Below are 17,992 nucleotides of genomic sequence, written 5' to 3' on the forward strand. Positions count from 1 at the left end.
AATCAAATGAATCGTACAATTTTATTTTTTGCAAGTTTTTCCTTCTTGACTTTACCTTTTATTACCGTTGCAATTCACCCTGCTAAAGCCGAAGTTCCTCAACGTTGCCACAGTAATCAGTTATCGGTACGTCCTGTGTCCTCTAGTGCAGGAGCTGGCAATAGAGCAGTGAACTACGCTTTTACTAACACCTCATCCTCAACCTGTGCTCTCAAAGGGTATCCGGGGCTTGAGTTACTAAACGCCAAAAATCAGCCAATCAAAGGAATACAGATTAACTGGACACAGAGTACTTATTTCTATAGTGCAAAGCCACAGCTTGTCACCCTAGCTCCTGGTGCTCAAGCCTATTTCCAAGCAGCCTTCAATCGTATCCCTGCAGGACAATCCTGCACAACTTCATCTAAACTCAAAATTACACCTCCTAATGCTTACCGCTCGTTGACTCTCAACGATCAGCTCACAGTTTGTGGAGGTCGGATCAATCTCACACCAGTTCAACGGGGAATGATTCAAGGCTATTGAGTATGGAACTCTGGTTGGGGTAAACTAATCCTACTTAAATCTATGCAGACTCTTCGGATTGTCGATTATTGCTGGTTTCTCTCCGTTTTGGTTACTGCTTAGTTAGAGCGTTGACGACCAATGGTTCTTGAGGTCTTCCAATCCCCGGAGGCTTAACCGTACCTTCTACCCCTGAAGGTCGAACCTGCATTCTATGTTCAGTGCCTGCGCTCTTAACCTCGGTTGTAGCCACCCGCGTTGTAGCGCTTTTGGACACCAGAGTATGTCAAGTCAGTCAGTATACCAGGATACCACTTGCATTTTCTTAGCAGCGATCGCCAAGGAGGCGGGGATCTACTAGACTGTTCGGCTCAGAGGCTCACAGTGCAGATTCAGCACGAAGCAGATTTTCGTTTGTCTTTGCCGGAAAACTCAGCTTTTTTACTGGGTAGCATCTTTGTGATAAAACTTGGTCACTGCTGAAAACTCCCTCTGCTCGGGCTGTGATGCGTTTCCTTGCAATCGCTGTTTAAATACTCCATCCTCTATAGTGTATACTTTGCTTCATTACCCATGCATAATTTGCTACAAATGTCTAGCGCATCGCGCTCCGTTTTTGAGGCATTGACACAGCGTCTCGCACCTGCACTGGCAGCACGCTGTGCACCAAGGGATGTTGACCTGTTTTTGATCCGTTTAGAGCGCTACTTCGAGGATTTGTACTTACCATTAGTGCAACTTTATGGTGAGGCTGCTGATTGGCACCACCAGTTTGAGGCTTTGTTTGCTCAAATGGTCGATGCCTACGCCGCACGACCTGAACCCCTGCGGTTACTCGATCTCGAACGACAATGCACACCAGACTGGTTTGGGCAACCGAACATGGTAGGTTACGTATGCTACAGCGACCTTTTCGCAGGTACACTTACTGGAGTGCGCGAGCGGGTGAGCTATCTGCAAGAACTTGGAGTCACGTATCTACACCTCATGCCAGTGCTCAAGGCGCGTCCTGGTGCTAGCGACGGTGGCTACGCTGTGATGGATTACCGCGCTGTTAACCCTGCACTGGGTAACATGGCAGACTTGCAAGCGCTGGCAAGCGAGTTGCATAAGAGTGGCATTAGCCTATGTATAGACTTGGTAATCAACCATACTGCAAAAGAACACGAGTGGGCGCAAGGGGCGATCGCTGGAGAGGAGAAGTACCTGAATTATTACTATACCTTCCCAGATCGTACCCTTCCCGACGCCTACGAGCACACGCTCCCAGAAGTCTTCCCTGACTTTGCCCCTGGCAACTTCAGCTGGTATCCCGCAATCGCTGAGTCTGGACGCTGGGTTTGGACAACATTCAATGAGTTTCAGTGGGATCTCAACTATACAAATCCTACTGTATTTCGAGAGATGCTAGACATCATGTTCTTCCTAGCAAATCAAGGCGTAGATATACTGCGGCTTGACGCTGTGCCGTTTATTTGGAAACGAATGGGCACCAACTGTCAGAACGAACCCGAGGTCTATCTGCTGATCCAGGCGTTTCGTGGTCTCATGCGAGTCGTCGCACCTGCAGTTATCTTTAAGGCTGAAGCAATCACGCCGCCCAAATACTTGCTCCCGTATTTAGGGGTTAAAAATACCGTCGGGAAAGAGTGTGAGCTAGCATACAACAATCAGCTAATGGTGCTACTCTGGAGTACTCTTGCCACCCGCAAGGTAACACTCATGACCCATGTGCTCCATGATATGCCGCGTGTTCTGTTGGGCAGCACTTGGATCACCTACATCCGCAACCACGACGATATCGGTTGGGCGATAACCGATGAAGATGCAGCAGCCGTTGGTGAAAATGGGTTCCTCCACCGTCAGTTTCTCATCGATTTCTACAACAATACATTCCCCGGATCGTTTGCCAAAGGTGCTCTCTTCCAGTACAATCCGGTCACCCGCGATGCCCGTATTAGTGGGACCACTGCATCGCTAGCGGGTTTGGAAGCAGCAGTAGCTAAGCAGGATGACTATGAAATCGACCTAGCGGTGCGCCGCATCCTACTGTTACATAGCATAATTATGGTTTACGGTGGTATTCCGCTTATCTACATGGGTGATGAACTTGGGCTGTTCAACGATCGCTCCTACCTGAGCGATTCTACTAACGCTGAAGATAACCGTTGGATGCATCGACCGCCGATGGACTGGACAAAAGCGAAGAGCCGCCACGACTCAACAAACATTGTGGGACGGATCTACAAGGGACTGCTAAATTTGCTTGCAGCCCGCAAATATGAACCTGCTTTACACTATTTGGGGCTGATTCAGCCGATGTGGACTGATAACGACCATGTCTTTGCGCTGTTGCGTCGGAATCCAAAAGGGCGACTGCTGCTATTGGCAAACTTCCATGAAAGCGAGCAGTCGGTAACAGCCGATTTGCTACAGTATAGCGATTTAGGTGGAAATGTACGCAACCTGCTCGCTGAAGGAAGTCTCCTCACACTAGCCGATGGACGCATCCATCTTGCACCTTATGAAAGTATGTGGCTAGCCGGCGATAAATAGCGTGACGTTCTCCCACCACCTTTCCGGTGTACCGTTATGGTGGAGGCTTCTACAAGTCGCCTCATAGAAATTTCCTGCTTCATTGGTCTGTACACCGCGATGCCCCAAGAACAAGTCATACAGCAACATCCACGTTCCGATACCTCCACAGGCAGTGAGCGAGACTCAGTCAGGCCCCACGGAGTCTTTGTACAAGGAACCGAAGTTCTGTACAACCCTACATATTGGTTTTACGCACTGATGGTTTCATGCATTGATGCAATCTTTCTCAGTGCAACGCCCTACCAATTGTCATGGTTCTGTACCGTTCCCAACGTATGCCCTATGTCCTTCGGACACGCACTCGCGTTCGGGCACGCACTCGCGTTCGCACTGTACACCTTGCAAGCAAGTTCGTTTGTGTCGAGTGGTCAGCCCCTGAGTCCTTACGGACACGCTCCGCGAACGGGGAAGTCAAAAGTCACGCATTCAAAAGTCAAAAGTAAGAACCCCATAAATAAATTTAGGGGCTTGAGTCAGCGGACGCCGTATTTCTTGCGCCTACTCGATGAAATACGTTTTTTCTTTTTCCATAAATAAATTTAGGGGCTTGTACCTTTTTCTTTCTGGTCAGTGGGAGCGCTGATAAGACTATGATAGCATATGTTTAGATTTTGTGTAGACATATTTATCATGAAAGCTAAAGGATTACATATTAGGATTAGCGAGCGTAGATTGAATAAAATACGGATGTATGCCGCAAATAAGGAAAAGACGATTACTCAAATTATTGAAGACTATATTGACCGACTACCGACCACAGAGATTGACAATTTCTCAACCACCCCACTTCTTAAATAACCTGTGGTTATTGTCAGTCGGGGATGTTTTCGTCACTGTCCGGCGCAAGACCGGCCACGCTCACGGAGTACCGTTATAGTGGGGGACTTACGCCGAATTAGTTAAAACAGTGAACAGTACCAGCCGCAGTGCGTATGGTGTGGTTGTACTGACACCAACGCCTATGCCTACGGCACGTCTCTTGACGAACGGTGCTCTTAGTGTGGTGTTTCTCCCAGGAAGCGATGAAACTGATAACTGATAACTGTTAAAGCCAAGTACTAGTACAATTGATGTACTATACTTACTGGAACACAAGCACCACTGCTACAATCACTAACAATTAACGAACCATTATTGTTTTCCCAAATCCGAAAAGAATCGGGGTTATAATCATAGTCTCGTCTCCAACTTCCTGGGTAAACAGGGTTAGTGCCAGACAATATAAAGCCATTACCATCTGGTATAAGCCTCATAGTTTCTTGAGCAACAATTCGTCTTCCATTGGGAAGGATAGCATTAACTGTCATATTGCCGTAGTTGCCATCCATGTGGAGCCAAGCGTTATGAGGTATTCCATCGTAGCGCCAAGATAACCTCCAATTCCCGTTAAGAGCATTATTGGCGACTCCAGGAGCTACACTAAAAATTCTGGGTTGTTCGGCAGCAACAGCAGGTTTGTTCCAAGCAGTCGTTATAACTGACAAAGAGGTTGTAGCTAAAACAGCTAAACTAAGTTTTGTCATTTTTAGAATCATCGGTTTCAACGAAAAAGTTTTCATTTCAGTCCTCCAAAAAAATATTTTTTGTCTTGTTGGCATCATTGAGTGTGAGGAGAATGAGTACTCAAGAAACTGCCCAAAAATTTGCCATTGATTTCAGGAGTTGATAATCATTTGAAGTCTTCTTGAGCCTGATAAATTCAACTCTTTGAATCTCATATGTTAATTTAAATGTAGATAGTCAATGTCAAGAAATTGGAAAGATTTGAAGGTAGCCCTTGAAAATGCTCTTGTTTTCTGATAAGTACGTGCTGCGCTCTATTGAAGAATTGAAACATCAAAAGATAACTGATGAGCGCAGCAACCGTGAGAATCGGTATCGGAAAATTTGTGCTACTCAACTTGCTGCTAAATAACCTTCGATATCTGCCTTATGTTTACGGAGATTTCTCAGAGCAGTTTCCTCTAGTCGCCACACGCGTTCACGACTGATGTGGAGGCGATCGCCAATTGCTTTGAGACTCAGCGATTGTCCGTCTGCCAATCCATAACGTAAAGTCAGAACCATCTGCTGCTCTTGAGTTAACTCTGCAATCAAGTGGTTTACAGTATCTCGCAAAGAAGATTGCATGACTTGTTGTTCTGGTGAATGACTCGGGTCTTCTATTAAGTCTCCTAGTTCCGTGTTTTGGTCATCTCCTATTTGCTGGTCTAAAGAGGTCATCTGGCGTTCCCAACTGAGGTAGTCTCTCAACTGTTGAGGTGTTATCTTCAAGGCTTGAGCCAGTTCTTTTGCAGTGGCAGATCGTCCTAACTTTTGAGATAACTGATATTGAAGAGTTTTAAGTTTGTGGAGCTTCTCGCTAATGTTACTTGGTAAGCGGATGCTGCAACTCTGTTCTGTAATAGCGCGGGTGATTGCTTGACGAATCCACCAATAAGCATAGGTCGAGAACCGATAGCCCAACTTCGGGTCAAACTTTTCAACAGCTCGTTGCAAGCCGATCGTTCCTTCTTGGACGAGATCTAACAGTTCTATATTACGCTTGGTATACTTCTTGGCAACCGCAACCACTAACCGTAGATTTGCTTTCATCATTTTGCGTTTGGCAGTTTCACCGAGTGCGATCGCCTCTTGTAATTCTGTAACATTGAGCGCATAGTCACCACCAAGAGAAATTTTGACTTGCTTGACCCACTCTTCCAAGGTAGGTGAATGATCCAATTGACTAGCCAAAGCTGTTCTGACTTCATACAACGCTTGCAACCGTTGCACCTGTCTACTGTAGAAAATTTCCTGCTTATGAGTCAGCAATGGAATTCGACCAATTTCTTGCAGATATGTAGTTACAGAGTCTTTAGAAGTTTTCATCATTGTACTAACCTATGGGTAATAAATTTAAACAGAACAAAAATGTATTGCATTCATTTCTTTTGTTATTAGTTTCCATCGCACACCCTGCTTTTGTGGGTTAAGAAGAATAAGTTAGAGACAAGTTAACGAAGTGTTTTTATCTTTGTGTCAAAATGATATATTGTTGACACTTGCGACCGAGTCAAAATGATGGATTTGCCCGCAGGACAACGAAGTCGAGGTGTTGTACTTAGCAATACAGGACAGGCGAAGCTAGAGAACCGGATGCGTCAGCTAGAAATAGAACGCTATCCTGTTCAAGAGCTGGTTCGACGGTCTCAACTTGTTGAAGGTCAAGGACTGCACCCAGCAACAATTCGGAAAATTCTCCGGGGTCAGGGAGTTGATAAGGATTCAATGGCCTTGGTGTTTAAAGCTGTGGACTTGCAACTGGAACCTGGAGATTTCACAGGCGCAAGGCGAAATTCGGATATGGGGGTCAGGAGTCAGGAGGTCTTGGGACAAGGGGACACGGAGATAGGGGGACAAACAAATAACCAGAAAGTTCTAGAAACTCCATCCTCTTCCCCACATTCCCCACATCCTCTGACTGACTGGGGTGAAGCAGTTGATGTCTCTTTCTTTTGTGGTCGAACAGAAGAACTTGCCACATTACAGCAATGGATTGATAATGAACGCTGTCGGTTGGTAGCACTGCGAGGGAGTGGTGGAATTGGTAAGACCACGTTGGCTACTAAATTGGCACAACAGATCCAAGACCAATTTGAATTTGTCGTGTGGCGAAGTCTCCGTAATGCGCCCCCCTTAACCGAACTCTTGGACGATTTGCTCAAGTTTCTGTTTCCTCAACAGACGACTCAATTACCCGAAACAGAAGCTGGCAAACTCTCCAAACTCATGGAGCATCTGAGACAGCATCGTTGCTTGATTGTGTTGGACAATCTAGAAACATTGATGCAAAGTGGTACGTACGCGGGAAACTTGCAGACACAGTACAATGGTTACAATGGATTTTTCCGGCGCGTGGGAGAAATTGCACATCAAAGTTGTCTACTGCTGACTAGCCGAGAAAATCCCGATGTGATTGCTCCTTTAGCCGGAGAATCCCTCCCTGTGCGAGTGCTACAATTGGCAGGACTCAAGTCAGAAGCTCAGGAATTATTGACAAGCAAGGGACTTGCTTGTTCAGAACAAGAAAGTCAGCAGTTGATTTCGCGGTATAGTGGAAATCCCTTGATACTCAAAATTGTTGCCACAACTATTCAGGAATTGTTTGCTGGTGACACTACGGCTTTTCTACAAGCAGGGATTTCTAGCTTCAATAGCATCCGTGCAGTACTCAACCGACAGTTTGAACGCCTGAGTGATACAGAAAAAGGCGTGATGTACTGGTTAGCAATCAATCGCGAGGGAGTTTCATTTGTTGAACTCGAAGATGACATTTACCCCAAGTTACTCAAGCATCAGCTCTTGGAAACCGTAGAATCCTTACTACGACGCTCTCTGATTGAGCAAAGCTTTGCTGGGTTTACTCAGCAACCCGTGATTATGGAGTATGTCACCGAGCAACTTATTGAACAAGTTTGTGCACAAATAACAGAGAAAAGGGAACAGGAACCCTCTTCTACCCTATACCCTGAAAATTCACTCACAACTCACGCTCTTCTCAAAGCAACTGCCAAAAATTACATTCGATATGCACAATCAAGAGTAATTGTCAAGTCCGTGCTTGCTGAATTGTTACGTCAACTGGGAACCAAAAAAGCGATTGAACAGCGATTGCTGGAAATTCTTTCGTTGCAGCATGAGCAAGCTTCTCATGAGTCCGGCTATTTCGCTGGGAATATTCTCAACTTACTTTCTCATCTTGGAAGTGACTTGAGTGGTTATGATTTTTCGCATCTGTCGATTTGGCAGGCTGACCTCCAAGGAGTGATTCTGCATAAAGTCAATTTTGCCAATGCTGATTTAGCCAAGTCTGTTTTCACACAAATCTTTGGTAGCGTGTCAGCAATTGCCTTTAGCCTAGATGGAGAAATCTTAGCAACTGGCGATGACAACGGTGACGTTTATCTTTGGCAAGCGCGAGATGGTCAGCTGTTGATGACTCTTAAAGGACACACGAATCAGGTCAAGTCTGTCATTTTCCATCCCCACAATCAAACTCTGGTCACTAGAAGCGAAGACCAAACGGTAAAGTTTTGGGATGTGAACACCGGGCAAGTTTTGCGAACATTGCAACGGTATACCAGTCAAGCCCTGTCTATCTGTTGGGCTCCCAATGGTTTAATACTTATCAGTCAAGCCAGAGATAATACGGTGAGCCTTTGGGATATCGAAACGGGAGAATGTTTAATAACATTACAGGATGAACACGATCAGGTACAGTGTGTCGCTTTCAGTTCGCAAGGTCATATCTTAGCAACAGCAAGCGGGGAAGAAACTGTCACGCTATGGGATGCAACAACAGGTGAAACTCTTCTCACCTTGTACGGACATACGGAGCAAGTGCAGTGTATTGAAATCGCCCCCATCGCTAAAGCAGGGGAAGCAAGGGAAATCATAGCCACTGGTAGCGCAGATCAAACTGTGAAATTGTGGAATATCGAAACAGGGCAGTGTCTGGCAACGTTAGAAGGACATACTGGTCAAGTTTTATCCATCACCTTTAGCCCAGATGGATTAGTTCTTGCCAGCGCAAGTGCAGACCAGATGATCAGCCTGTGGGATGTGAACACTCAACAGTGTATCCGAGTTTTACAGGGACACACAAATGATGTGCGATCGCTCCAGTTCAGTCCAGATGGTGCAGTACTTGCCAGTGCAGGAGATGACCAAACAGTTAGACTATGGGATGTCGAAACTGGACAGTGCTTGAGAACATTGCAAGGATATACCAATCCGGTGTCTTCTGTTTGTTTTTGCATACCCCCCCTTCCCCCCGTTGTTAACTCAGGGCAAGAAGAGGGGGTTCTTGCATCTGGAAGTCATGACCACTTGGTGAGGTTATGGGATATTGCAACAGGACGGTGTGTCAAAACCTTAAGCGGACATACAAATCAAGTTTCAGCAGTTGCCTTTGGCTTGGTCTCTAAAGTGCGGGAAGTCGGAGGAATCCTTGCCAGTGGAAGTGCTGACCAAAGTATCAATCTTTGGGATGTGGAAACAGGACAACACCTGAGAACCTTGCAAGAACATACGGCAAAAGTTTCGTCTGTCGCTTTTAGCCCAAATGGACGATTTCTTGCCAGTGGTAGTATTGATTGCACTGTAAGACTGTGGGATGTACAGACAGGACAATGTCTAAGAATTCTACAAGAACATGGCGATTCCCTGCCCGATAGCTATGCCTCGCTTCGCTCACCATGCTTCGCAAACGCTTCACGCGTCTTTTCAGTGTGCTTCTCCCCAGATAGTCAATTTTTTGCCAGTGGAAGTGCAGACCAAACCATAAAACTCTGTTCCGTCAATACTGGGGAGTGCTTCCAAACTTTGCAAGGACATACCTACTGGGTGATGTCTGTGGCATTCAGTCCACTACCTCCTGAACCTCCTTTAGTCAGAGGGGTTGGGGGAATTTTCGCTAGTGGTAGTGCAGATCAAACCGTGAGACTGTGGGATGTTGAGACAGGACAATGTCTCAAAGTTCTACAAGGACACACCAATCATGTTTTGTCTGTGAATTTCAGTCCAGATGGACAAACTCTCGCCAGTGGGAGTGCAGATGAAACCATAAAACTTTGGGCAGTGGGTACTGGGCAATGCCTTAAAACTTTGCACGGACATACCAGCCAGGTTTTATCCGTAAGTTTTAGCCCGCAAGGTCATCTCCTGGCTAGCAGCAGCGCGGATGAGACAATTAAGCTGTGGGATATCAACACTGGTGAGTGTTTAAAAACATTGAGAGCAGATAGACCCTACGAAGGGATGAATATTACAGGTGTGACTGGCTTAACACAAGCTCAACGAGCAACGCTCAAAGCATTGGGAGCAGTTGAAAACAGGGATTAGCTTAAGTTTCCGCTAACTGTTTCGATAACTTATCAATCTTCACCCCATAACCGCTTTCTAAAACCGAAACTTAAAGATAACGATACACAAGACAACAACCACAAAGCATTGGGGGTAAGTTATGAAACAACAGTCAGACGCAGATAACTTTCTTTACACTGTACGTCGCTATCATGGTAAATTCACACCAGAGGCTGTAGTATTCAATGCCAACCTACAAGAATTTGCAACACGAGTCAGCTACATCTCCAATTTACAGACCAATGGAAAGCTTTCTCCCGAAAAGGCTTACCAGCAAATTAATGCGCTTTCGGAACAGTTGAAACGCAGCTATTGGGCACTGGGCATTGGCATAGAGGAAGCAGAGTAAGCTCACCCACGGCTGGAAACCCTGGGCTTCCGCCTTTAATCTCTGTGAAGTACCCCAACAAGATCCGCCGAAGTTGGGCGGCTTAGATCCTTTTTTTTGAATTCTGAATGAGGGAATTTGAGCGTAAGTGCAAAGCGCAGGCGCAGCCAACACGCTGCGCGTGTCCTTTTGGACTCAGGGACGAGAGCAAGGATCATTAAGCGGAAAATCCTACAATTTGCACATCTTCTTTTAATGAAAGTCTTGTGGGCTGGAAAGCCCGCCCAAATTGTGCAAATTAAATGCACGACAGCTTAGCAACACCTAAGCTGAATACCTGAACTTTGCCAGACTTTAACTGGAGCGACCATAAACAGTTAATGGCAGAAACTGAAATTAGAACGAATGAAGTGAGGCTTAACAAGCGTGGCATTCACTTATGTCCTGTTGAATAAGTGCATAAGTTTATTTCACTGACCCCTATAAAGAATAAGGAGAGGAACAATGTTATTTAAATACAAACTTCCTGCTATAAAACTAATGATTAATGAATTAACAATAACTAAAATCCCTGAAATTTTATCTACCAAGCATTTCCTTAAAAAGGATGAGAAACCTAGTTTTGATTTGTACTTGCCCAATGTTTTAAACAAGACAAATATTCTGACGGAATGCGACGATATTCAATCACAACAAATCCCAAGAAAAAGAATAAATCGTCCTTATTGGTGGATGTAGTCAGATAAAAAATGGTTTTGGATAATCCCGCGTATAAACACTTATCTTAATAACGAAACTAAAAGGAGTTATTTATGAAAATCTCAAACACTGAAACTCTCTTTTTCACTCCAGCCCAGCCAAATTTATTGTCAGAAAAAACTTTAACTCAGAATAGCAGAAAGGCTCAACCTAAACTTTCAATGATTTGGGTGAAAGAATTTGATGGAGAGCGTGAGCGCTTAGTGGCGCGATGGGTGACACAAGATTAGCTTCTCAAAAGGGCATCAACTTCTAAAAAAGTTGCTCGAACGGAAACTTCACATATTTACTTGAAACTTAGGAGCAGAGAAAATGCTAAATATCGCAAAAATAGGTGCCAATTCTCTCAAAATTACTGATAACAACGATTTAGCAGAAACTGTTACAGCAGGCGAACCAAAGCAAATCAAACTCATATATCGCGCTAACATTTTTGAGTGCACTCTTGCCCCTGAACGCCCATACCGTCAACCTCGTGCCATCAATTGGCGATTTCGTGTTCCTGGCAAAAACTACGATTTAACTCCGAAGAGTGAATTATTACCTCTACGTCACTATGGTCAAGCCAGAGCAGTAAACTGGCGATTTCAAGTAAGGCAGTCGCATTAACAGTGAACAGTACCAGCCGCAGTTATCAGTTAAATCCTTGGGGGAAACACCACACCAAGAGCGTGGAACGCGTTGGTGGCGGTGAGCGCATCCCCCACCATACGCCGTCAGGACTCAGGACTGATAACTGATAACTGATAACTGATTTAAATCACCACCATTAAAACCTATAGACCCTCTCACAACTATACAAGGAGACCATCTCATGAACCCCTACATCCCCTTTGAAACAGCACTTCAGTTCCTAGTCATGGTTTATGTAGCCTCAATGATGTTCGTACTCTTAGCTTCTGGAGTTTGTTTAGCAGTGATTGAAACAACAGAAGCTACCGACTGAAGGAAAAAAGTTAGCACAAGCCTCTATAAAAGGCGATGTTGTAGAACTATAAATGCTATCTTCAGATATGGCTTTCGGGAAAAAAGATGCATTGCCGCGCAATTTCCTTGCGCGGTTATTGCATTACAAATCCTTAAAGGCTGTTTATAAAAAAAACCTTAAATTTATAGGATGTGTTCACGACACTCATTAAGCACTTTACTGGGAAATGGTGCGTTACAGCTTAGAACCTGCAAAATAATGTCATTCATATGCTGAGGCAATATTGGGTTAAGATGCAATGAGATTAAGATAAACATTGCAATAAATAAGCCGCTCTCACTTCTAGAAAAAAGGAGAGTGAAATAGGCAGATGATCCAAAATCCTTGGCAACGTTGGCTTTCACCCTTAATGAAAGGCGTACCGCTAAGTCGCATCCTAGTGGTGCCATTTCTGCTGCAAATTTCGCTAGCTGTAGGATTGACTGCATGGTTATCAATTCGCAACGGGCAGAAGGCAGTCAATGATGTAGCTGGTGAATTGCGTCGTGAAGTTGCTCATCGAGTCGAGGAGAAACTACAGAATTATCTGTCAATATCGAGTCAGGTGCTTCGCAGCAACCAGAAAGCAATTGATTTTGGGCTGCTAAATATGCAGAATCTGGAAGCTTGGGAGCCATACATGGTGCAGCAGTTAGAAATCTTTGAGCCATCGACTATAGGCGTTGCTGTTGGTAATGAACAGGGTGAATATCTATCGATGGAAAGGGTGAGTGATACCAAATTTGTGCTCAGAAGAGCTAGAAAATCGAATGGGGACAACTTACAATACGAAGTCGATTATGACAACGGAAAACGCAGCAAGCTGCTTAAAGTGATCAAAAACTTCGATGTGCGATCGCGCCCTTTCTATCAAACTGCTGTAAAAAACAAAAAATTCAGCTTTAGTCCGATTTTTCCCAGCATCGCCCAACCAGTTTTCAACATTGCTGCGGCTGAGCCAGTCTATGATTCGCAAGGCAAATTGCTGGGAGTCACCAGCACCTTTATACCCATATCCCAATTTGATAAATACTTGGATTCGGTTCGCGTGGGTAAGTCGGGGCAAGTCTTGCTCCTAGAACGCTCAGGACTTTTGGTAGCATCCTCTACACCCGAAAACTCATTCCAGGTCAAAGATGGTAAAATAGCTCGGATAGTAGCGTCCCAAAGTCAGGATGCCCTAACTCGGGCAACTAGTCAATACTTAGTAGCCAAATATAGTGACCTTAACCGGATAAAAGGTTTACAGCAACTAGAATTTCAGTTTGAGGGCAAACGGCAGTTTTTAGAAGTCAGACCGTTGCAGGGTTCCCGGAATGTGAACTGGCTGATTGTGGTGGTTGTCCCAGAAGCAGACTTCATGGGGCAGATTACTCGCAATACTCAAATAACAATCCTACTTTGTATCGGAGCCTTTGGACTAGCTACAGTGCTAGGGATTCTCACCTCTCGTTGGATAGCTCAACCAATTCACCGTTTAAGCAGAGCTACCAAAGAATTAGCACAAAAAGCAACAAACGCAGATTTTGCCAATGGGGAACCAGAAACAGTAGTGATAGTGCAAGGCATCGATGAATTGGAAATGCTGACTGAGTCGTTCAACCAAATGGCGCAGCAGTTACACACATCCTTTGCCGCACTAGCAACAGCCAATGAAGACTTAGAACTGCGAGTAGAACAGCGAACTCAAGAGTTACAGCAAGAAATTCAAGAGCGCATGGAAAGCGAGCAGCGACTGCGCCAGCATAGTCAAGCACTCGCAGAACTCGCAAATCATAGGGCGATCGCAGACGGAGATTTGGAAACAGCATTCAAAGTCATTACCGAGAAAGCAGCGAATGCCTTAGAAGTAGAGCGAGTGAGCGTGTGGCTGCATAACGATGAGCGCACCAAACTAAAATGTGTAAACCTCTACGAACGCAGCAAACAGAGACATTCAGCAGGGATGGAACGCGATCGCTCAAATTATCCTGTATACTTTAAGGCGCTGGCAAGTGCCCGTACTATTAATGTCACTGACACTCGCACCGACCCACGGGTACAGGAATTGTGGGATGAACTGTTAGAACCAGAGAACATAGTCTCCCTGATTGATGCCCCCATTTGGGTTGGCGGTGAAGTAGTCGGAATGGTGTTTCATGAACAAATTGAAACCCCGCGCGAGTGGGAACTGTCTGAGCAAAACTTCGTTGGGTCGATCGCTGACTTTGTAGCGTTGACTTTGGAGGTGTACGAGCGGAAACTTGCCGAAGCGGATCTACGCGAGGCAAAAGAAGCTGCTGAAGTTGCCAACCGCGCCAAAAGTAGCTTCCTTGCCAACATGAGCCATGAACTGCGGACTCCACTCAACGCCATTTTAGGGATTACAGAAGCACTTCAGGATGAAGTCTGCGGACCTCTAACCGAAGAACAGCGCAAATCCCTATCTACCTTAGATAAAAGCGGTAAGCACCTGCTGGAACTGATTAATGATATCCTCGATCTTGCCAAAATTGAATCTGGCAAGATGGAACTGCAAACTGCTCCTACGTCTATCCGGGGATTATGTGACTCCAGCCTCAGTTTCGTCAGACAGCAAGCATTCAGCAAAAATATCCACCTCAGTGCGCGAGTACCAGATGGACTCGGACAAATTGAAATTGATGAGCGCCGCATTCGACAAGCGCTGATCAACCTATTAAGTAATGCTGTGAAGTTTACGCCAGAGCGTGGCGAAGTCTGGATTGAAGTTCACACAGATCCAACCAACGAACTCATTCACTTTAGTGTAGTAGATACTGGTATTGGCATTGCTCCAGAAAGTATACCCAACTTATTTCAACCTTTTGTTCAAGTGGAAACCTCCTACACCCGCCGTTATGCTGGGACAGGGCTAGGATTGTCGCTGGTTCGGCGAATTGTGGAACTACACGGCGGTAGCGTAGGTGTCGAAAGCGAAGTTGGCACAGGCAGTCGGTTCATAATCACACTCCCTTGGCAGCAGGTTCAGGACAAGGGGACAAAGGCAGATAACACAGCAACATCTTCCTCATCCCCCTTATCTCCCTCATCCCCCTCATCTCCCTCATCTTTCTCATCCGCCCATCCTCCCCTCATTCTTTTGGCAGAAGATCATGAGGCAAATATCTTTACCATCACCCAATACCTAGAAGCGTACGGTTATAGAATTATACTGGCGAATAATGGAAAAGAGGCAGTAGAGATAGCAAAGGCACAGCGTCCCGACTTGATTTTGATGGATGTGCAGATGCCAGAAATGGATGGATTAGAAGCAACTCGCCAGATTCGGGCAGATGCAGAAATTGCTCACATCCCTATCATTGCCTTAACCTCATTTGCAATGGTAACGGATCGCGAACAAGTCATGGCATCTGGTGTAGATAGCTACATACCAAAGCCAGTCAGCTTGAAGCAGTTAGTCGGGGAAATTGGCGAATATCTTTCCAACAAACAATTTGAAACTTAATTATTAATACCATTTAAGGATTATTGCAATGGAACGCAAACAATCTGTGTGGGTAGTGGATGATGAGCCGAATGGGTTTGAGGTGATTGAGTTGCTACTGCGTCGTGAAAGATACCACATAACCTACTTCAATAGTGGCAAAGAAGCACTAAGCCGTTTGGATACCACTCTTGCTGATGTCATTCTGCTCGATGTGATGATGCCAGAGATGGATGGGATTGAAACTTGCCGTCGTATTAAAGCAAATGCCAACTGGAAACCGATTCCAATTATTATGGTAACGGCGTTGGATTCTAAAGAAGATTTGGCACGAGCCTTAGAATCTGGAGCCGATGATTTCTTGACCAAACCAGTCAATGGTCTGGAACTGCGTGCCCGTGTCCGTTCCATGTTGCGAATTAAACAACAGTACGATGCACTGCAAGCGACAATCAACTTGCGGCGTGACTTGTCGAAGTTGGTCGTCGAAGATTTACGGCAACCAATGTCTACTGTGCTACTAGGGAGTCACTTACTGCTGCAAAGTCAGTTGGAATCAAAAGACCGGGAACGCGTAGAAATGGTTCATGCGGCTGGTCTAGAAATTGATAACATCATCAACGGTTTGTTACAACTGGCGAAGATGGAGTCTGGTAGACTGGTGCTGAATCGTGTTGAGGTAGACCTCAATGAGCTTGCAGAGGTGGTGGTGGCGAATTTTCAGGCGATCGCCAACTCCAAACAAATACGCCTGGTGAACACTTTACCAAAAAAAAGGCGTTGGATTTCCATTGATGCAAATCTATTCCATCGCTTGCTAGATAATCTTCTTTCCAATGCGATTCAATCGTCTCCTCCTGGAAGCAATGTTGCGCTTGAGATTAACTACCCAGACACCTCTGAATCCTTAAGACAAGCAGTTATTCGCGTGAGCGATCAAGGCTTTGGAACAAGCATTGACTTGCGACAATCCATTCTTGACAAATATGAGCCAGGAAGCTTGCTGAGCGGTTCTTCTCAAATTGGTCTTGGACTGACGTTTTGCAAAATGGTAGCGGAGGCCCACGGAGGTAGCGTCGCAATTGAGGATAATCAGCCTCAGGGTTTGATTGTAACAGTGGAGATTTGAAAATTGCCAGAACTCAAAAATTGGGACTAAAGATGACCCCCAAGCACTTCCTCCTGACTTACGGGATAACTTACCATGCCGCATCGCTTTTCGTTGCACAGATGCTATCTCTGGTCGCATGTCGGCTCTTGAACTGGAGAAGACGATTAGCACACAGAGCGATCGCCTAGCTACCATAAATCAGCAAATCCAACGTTTGCAACAGCAACAACTGGGTACTCGGTTGCAACGGGGGATGCAGTTAGCTCAGGAATTGGAGCAATTGAGCGCTGAGAGAGAGGAGTTGGTTGAGCAGTTGAGACAGAGCAATCAAAGAATAATGTTCAATTGGAAGTAAGCGACATTTGGAGTGTTTTCTTGTTTCTTTGTGATATTTTATGGGGGATGTAGGGAATCGCTCAAACCCTTATTCTGTCGTTGTATGCCGCAAATGCCTTTCCTGGTAAGGATTTGAAGTGTCCGTGGTGTTGATTTATTGAGAATTTTTATGAATTATTTGCTCTTAAATTTGACACCCACAAATTGGGGGGTGTAAAATGCTCTTACCACAAGGCTTGTAGAAGCCAAGGGTTTGACTCTTGCTAAAGAGAAAAGGTGCTGAAACGGAATGCTTTTCCAGAACGTAGTCCAGTAAATACTGGTTTGACTCTTGTTAAAGAGAAAAGGTGCTGAAACTATTCAGTAAGTACAGATGGAACCTGTTGGGGTTTGCGTTTGACTCTTGTTAAAGAGAAAAGGTGCTGAAACTTCTGCCACTCTTCAGATAGTCTACGAGGAAGAACTGGTTTGACTCTTGTTAAAGAGAAAAGGTGCTGAAACTATAATTTATCTTCTTCAATTCCTCGATAGAAAGGTTTGACTCTTGTTAAAGAGAAAAGGTGCTGAAACGCGAACAAGTATAAGGGAAATACTTTTTTGCAATCAGGTTTGACTCTTGTTAAAGAGAAAAGGTGCTGAAACGAGAATTTTTTCATCGGGCTGAGCAGAAGTAGAAAAGTTTGACTCTTGTTAAAGAGAAAAGGTGCTGAAACCTTCAGATAAACTTCCAGGCAGTTTCCTGGAACGAGTTTGACTCTTGTTAAAGAGAAAAGGTGCTGAAACTCAAAAACTTTTTCCTCTTCGCTGCCATCTGTCGATATGTTTGACTCTTGTTAAAGAGAAAAGGTGCTGAAACTCATAGTCGTAGATGTCATTGATGGAATAAAGACCAAAGGTTTGACTCTTGTTAAAGAGAAAAGGTGCTGAAACAAAATGTGATAACTGACACCCTATTCAGGAGTTTTGGGTTTGACTCTTGTTAAAGAGAAAAGGTGCTGAAACAAATGAACCCAACCCATAGTAAAGGCTGGAAATAAG

The 17,992-nt window shown here is 45.0% G+C and carries 17 protein-coding genes, 1 pseudogene and 1 CRISPR repeat array; of the genes and pseudogenes, 14 read left to right on the forward strand and 4 right to left on the reverse strand.

Translation table 11 applies throughout. From position 1 onward, the window contains the following. Positions 1–6: 6 nt before the first annotated feature. A complete protein-coding gene (locus AACT52_RS09775; protein WP_073630470.1) occupies positions 7–525 on the forward strand; it encodes a DUF4232 domain-containing protein in 519 nt (172 codons plus the stop codon). Between the two features lie 91 nt (positions 526–616). On the opposite strand, the gene AACT52_RS41320 is transcribed toward AACT52_RS09775, so the two are convergent. Next, the gene (locus AACT52_RS41320) at positions 617–757 is read right to left on the reverse strand and encodes a hypothetical protein (RefSeq protein WP_445263922.1); all 141 of its coding nucleotides are present in this window, start codon (positions 755–757) and stop codon (positions 617–619) included. A gap of 26 nt (positions 758–783) precedes the next feature. Between AACT52_RS41320 and AACT52_RS41325 the strand changes: the two are divergent. Further along, positions 784–987: pseudogene (locus tag AACT52_RS41325) on the forward strand (acetolactate decarboxylase); the annotation flags it as partial. Positions 988–1,095: 108 nt separating this feature from the next. Next, positions 1,096–3,060: an amylosucrase gene (locus AACT52_RS09780; RefSeq protein WP_233153897.1), complete on the forward strand. Its 1,965-nt coding sequence runs from the start codon at positions 1,096–1,098 to the stop codon at positions 3,058–3,060. On the opposite strand, the gene AACT52_RS09785 is transcribed toward AACT52_RS09780, so the two are convergent. Beyond that, positions 3,043–3,189, reverse strand: a complete 147-nt coding sequence (locus AACT52_RS09785; RefSeq protein ID WP_158054596.1) for a hypothetical protein — start codon at positions 3,187–3,189, stop codon at positions 3,043–3,045. The genes AACT52_RS09780 and AACT52_RS09785 overlap by 18 nt on opposite strands. Before the next feature lie 820 nt (positions 3,190–4,009). Between AACT52_RS09785 and AACT52_RS09790 the strand changes: the two genes are divergently transcribed. After that, positions 4,010–4,141 (forward strand): hypothetical protein, encoded by a 132-nt coding sequence (locus AACT52_RS09790; RefSeq protein WP_272937087.1) that lies wholly within the window; start codon positions 4,010–4,012, stop codon positions 4,139–4,141. A 19-nt stretch (positions 4,142–4,160) separates the two neighbouring features. Here AACT52_RS09790 and AACT52_RS09795 read toward each other — a convergent pair whose 3' ends face one another. Continuing rightward, entirely contained in the window at positions 4,161–4,661 is a 501-nt protein-coding gene (locus tag AACT52_RS09795) for a hypothetical protein (RefSeq protein WP_073630474.1), read from the reverse strand. A 337-nt stretch (positions 4,662–4,998) separates the two neighbouring features. Continuing rightward, positions 4,999–5,976: an RNA polymerase sigma factor, RpoD/SigA family gene (locus AACT52_RS09805; protein ID WP_443216625.1), complete on the reverse strand. Its 978-nt coding sequence runs from the start codon at positions 5,974–5,976 to the stop codon at positions 4,999–5,001. A gap of 189 nt (positions 5,977–6,165) precedes the next feature. On the opposite strand from AACT52_RS09805, the gene AACT52_RS09810 reads away from it, so the two are divergent. The 10 genes from AACT52_RS09810 (at position 6,166) to AACT52_RS09855 (ending at position 16,973) form a co-directional block, all read left to right on the forward strand. Then, a complete protein-coding gene (locus AACT52_RS09810) occupies positions 6,166–9,987 on the forward strand; it encodes an NB-ARC domain-containing protein (RefSeq protein WP_073630478.1) in 3,822 nt (1,273 codons plus the stop codon). A 121-nt stretch (positions 9,988–10,108) separates the two neighbouring features. Continuing rightward, on the forward strand, positions 10,109–10,357 hold the full coding sequence (locus AACT52_RS09815) for a DUF7219 family protein (RefSeq protein WP_073630480.1): 249 nt from the start codon (positions 10,109–10,111) through the stop codon (positions 10,355–10,357). A 483-nt stretch (positions 10,358–10,840) separates the two neighbouring features. Further along, positions 10,841–11,074, forward strand: a complete 234-nt coding sequence (locus AACT52_RS09820; RefSeq protein WP_073630482.1) for a hypothetical protein — start codon at positions 10,841–10,843, stop codon at positions 11,072–11,074. Positions 11,075–11,148: 74 nt separating this feature from the next. After that, positions 11,149–11,325 carry a hypothetical protein gene (locus AACT52_RS09825; RefSeq protein WP_198940892.1) on the forward strand — a complete coding sequence of 59 codons (177 nt, stop codon included), beginning with the start codon at positions 11,149–11,151 and terminating at the stop codon, positions 11,323–11,325. Positions 11,326–11,407: 82 nt separating this feature from the next. Beyond that, positions 11,408–11,704, forward strand: coding sequence for a hypothetical protein (locus AACT52_RS09830; RefSeq protein WP_073630484.1), 297 nt, complete (start codon positions 11,408–11,410; stop codon positions 11,702–11,704). Positions 11,705–11,706: 2 nt separating this feature from the next. Further along, positions 11,707–11,835, forward strand: a complete 129-nt coding sequence (locus AACT52_RS09835; RefSeq protein WP_272937088.1) for a hypothetical protein — start codon at positions 11,707–11,709, stop codon at positions 11,833–11,835. A gap of 74 nt (positions 11,836–11,909) precedes the next feature. Next, positions 11,910–12,041, forward strand: a complete 132-nt coding sequence (locus AACT52_RS09840; RefSeq protein WP_272937089.1) for a hypothetical protein — start codon at positions 11,910–11,912, stop codon at positions 12,039–12,041. A gap of 352 nt (positions 12,042–12,393) precedes the next feature. After that, the gene (locus AACT52_RS09845) at positions 12,394–15,528 is read left to right on the forward strand and encodes an ATP-binding protein (protein ID WP_073630485.1); all 3,135 of its coding nucleotides are present in this window, start codon (positions 12,394–12,396) and stop codon (positions 15,526–15,528) included. A 28-nt stretch (positions 15,529–15,556) separates the two neighbouring features. Then, positions 15,557–16,636 (forward strand): hybrid sensor histidine kinase/response regulator, encoded by a 1,080-nt coding sequence (locus AACT52_RS09850; protein ID WP_073630487.1) that lies wholly within the window; start codon positions 15,557–15,559, stop codon positions 16,634–16,636. Between the two features lie 118 nt (positions 16,637–16,754). Then, on the forward strand, positions 16,755–16,973 hold the full coding sequence (locus tag AACT52_RS09855; RefSeq protein WP_073630489.1) for a hypothetical protein: 219 nt from the start codon (positions 16,755–16,757) through the stop codon (positions 16,971–16,973). 232 nt (positions 16,974–17,205) lie between these two features. Then, a CRISPR array of direct repeats spans positions 17,206–17,956; the repeat unit is 35 nt; unit sequence GTTTGACTCTTGTTAAAGAGAAAAGGTGCTGAAAC. The last annotated feature ends 36 nt before the right edge of the window (positions 17,957–17,992 follow it).

Origin of the sequence: Scytonema sp. HK-05, assembly GCF_963872035.1 — a bacterium.
Classification (GTDB): domain Bacteria; phylum Cyanobacteriota; class Cyanobacteriia; order Cyanobacteriales; family Nostocaceae; genus Kalymmatonema.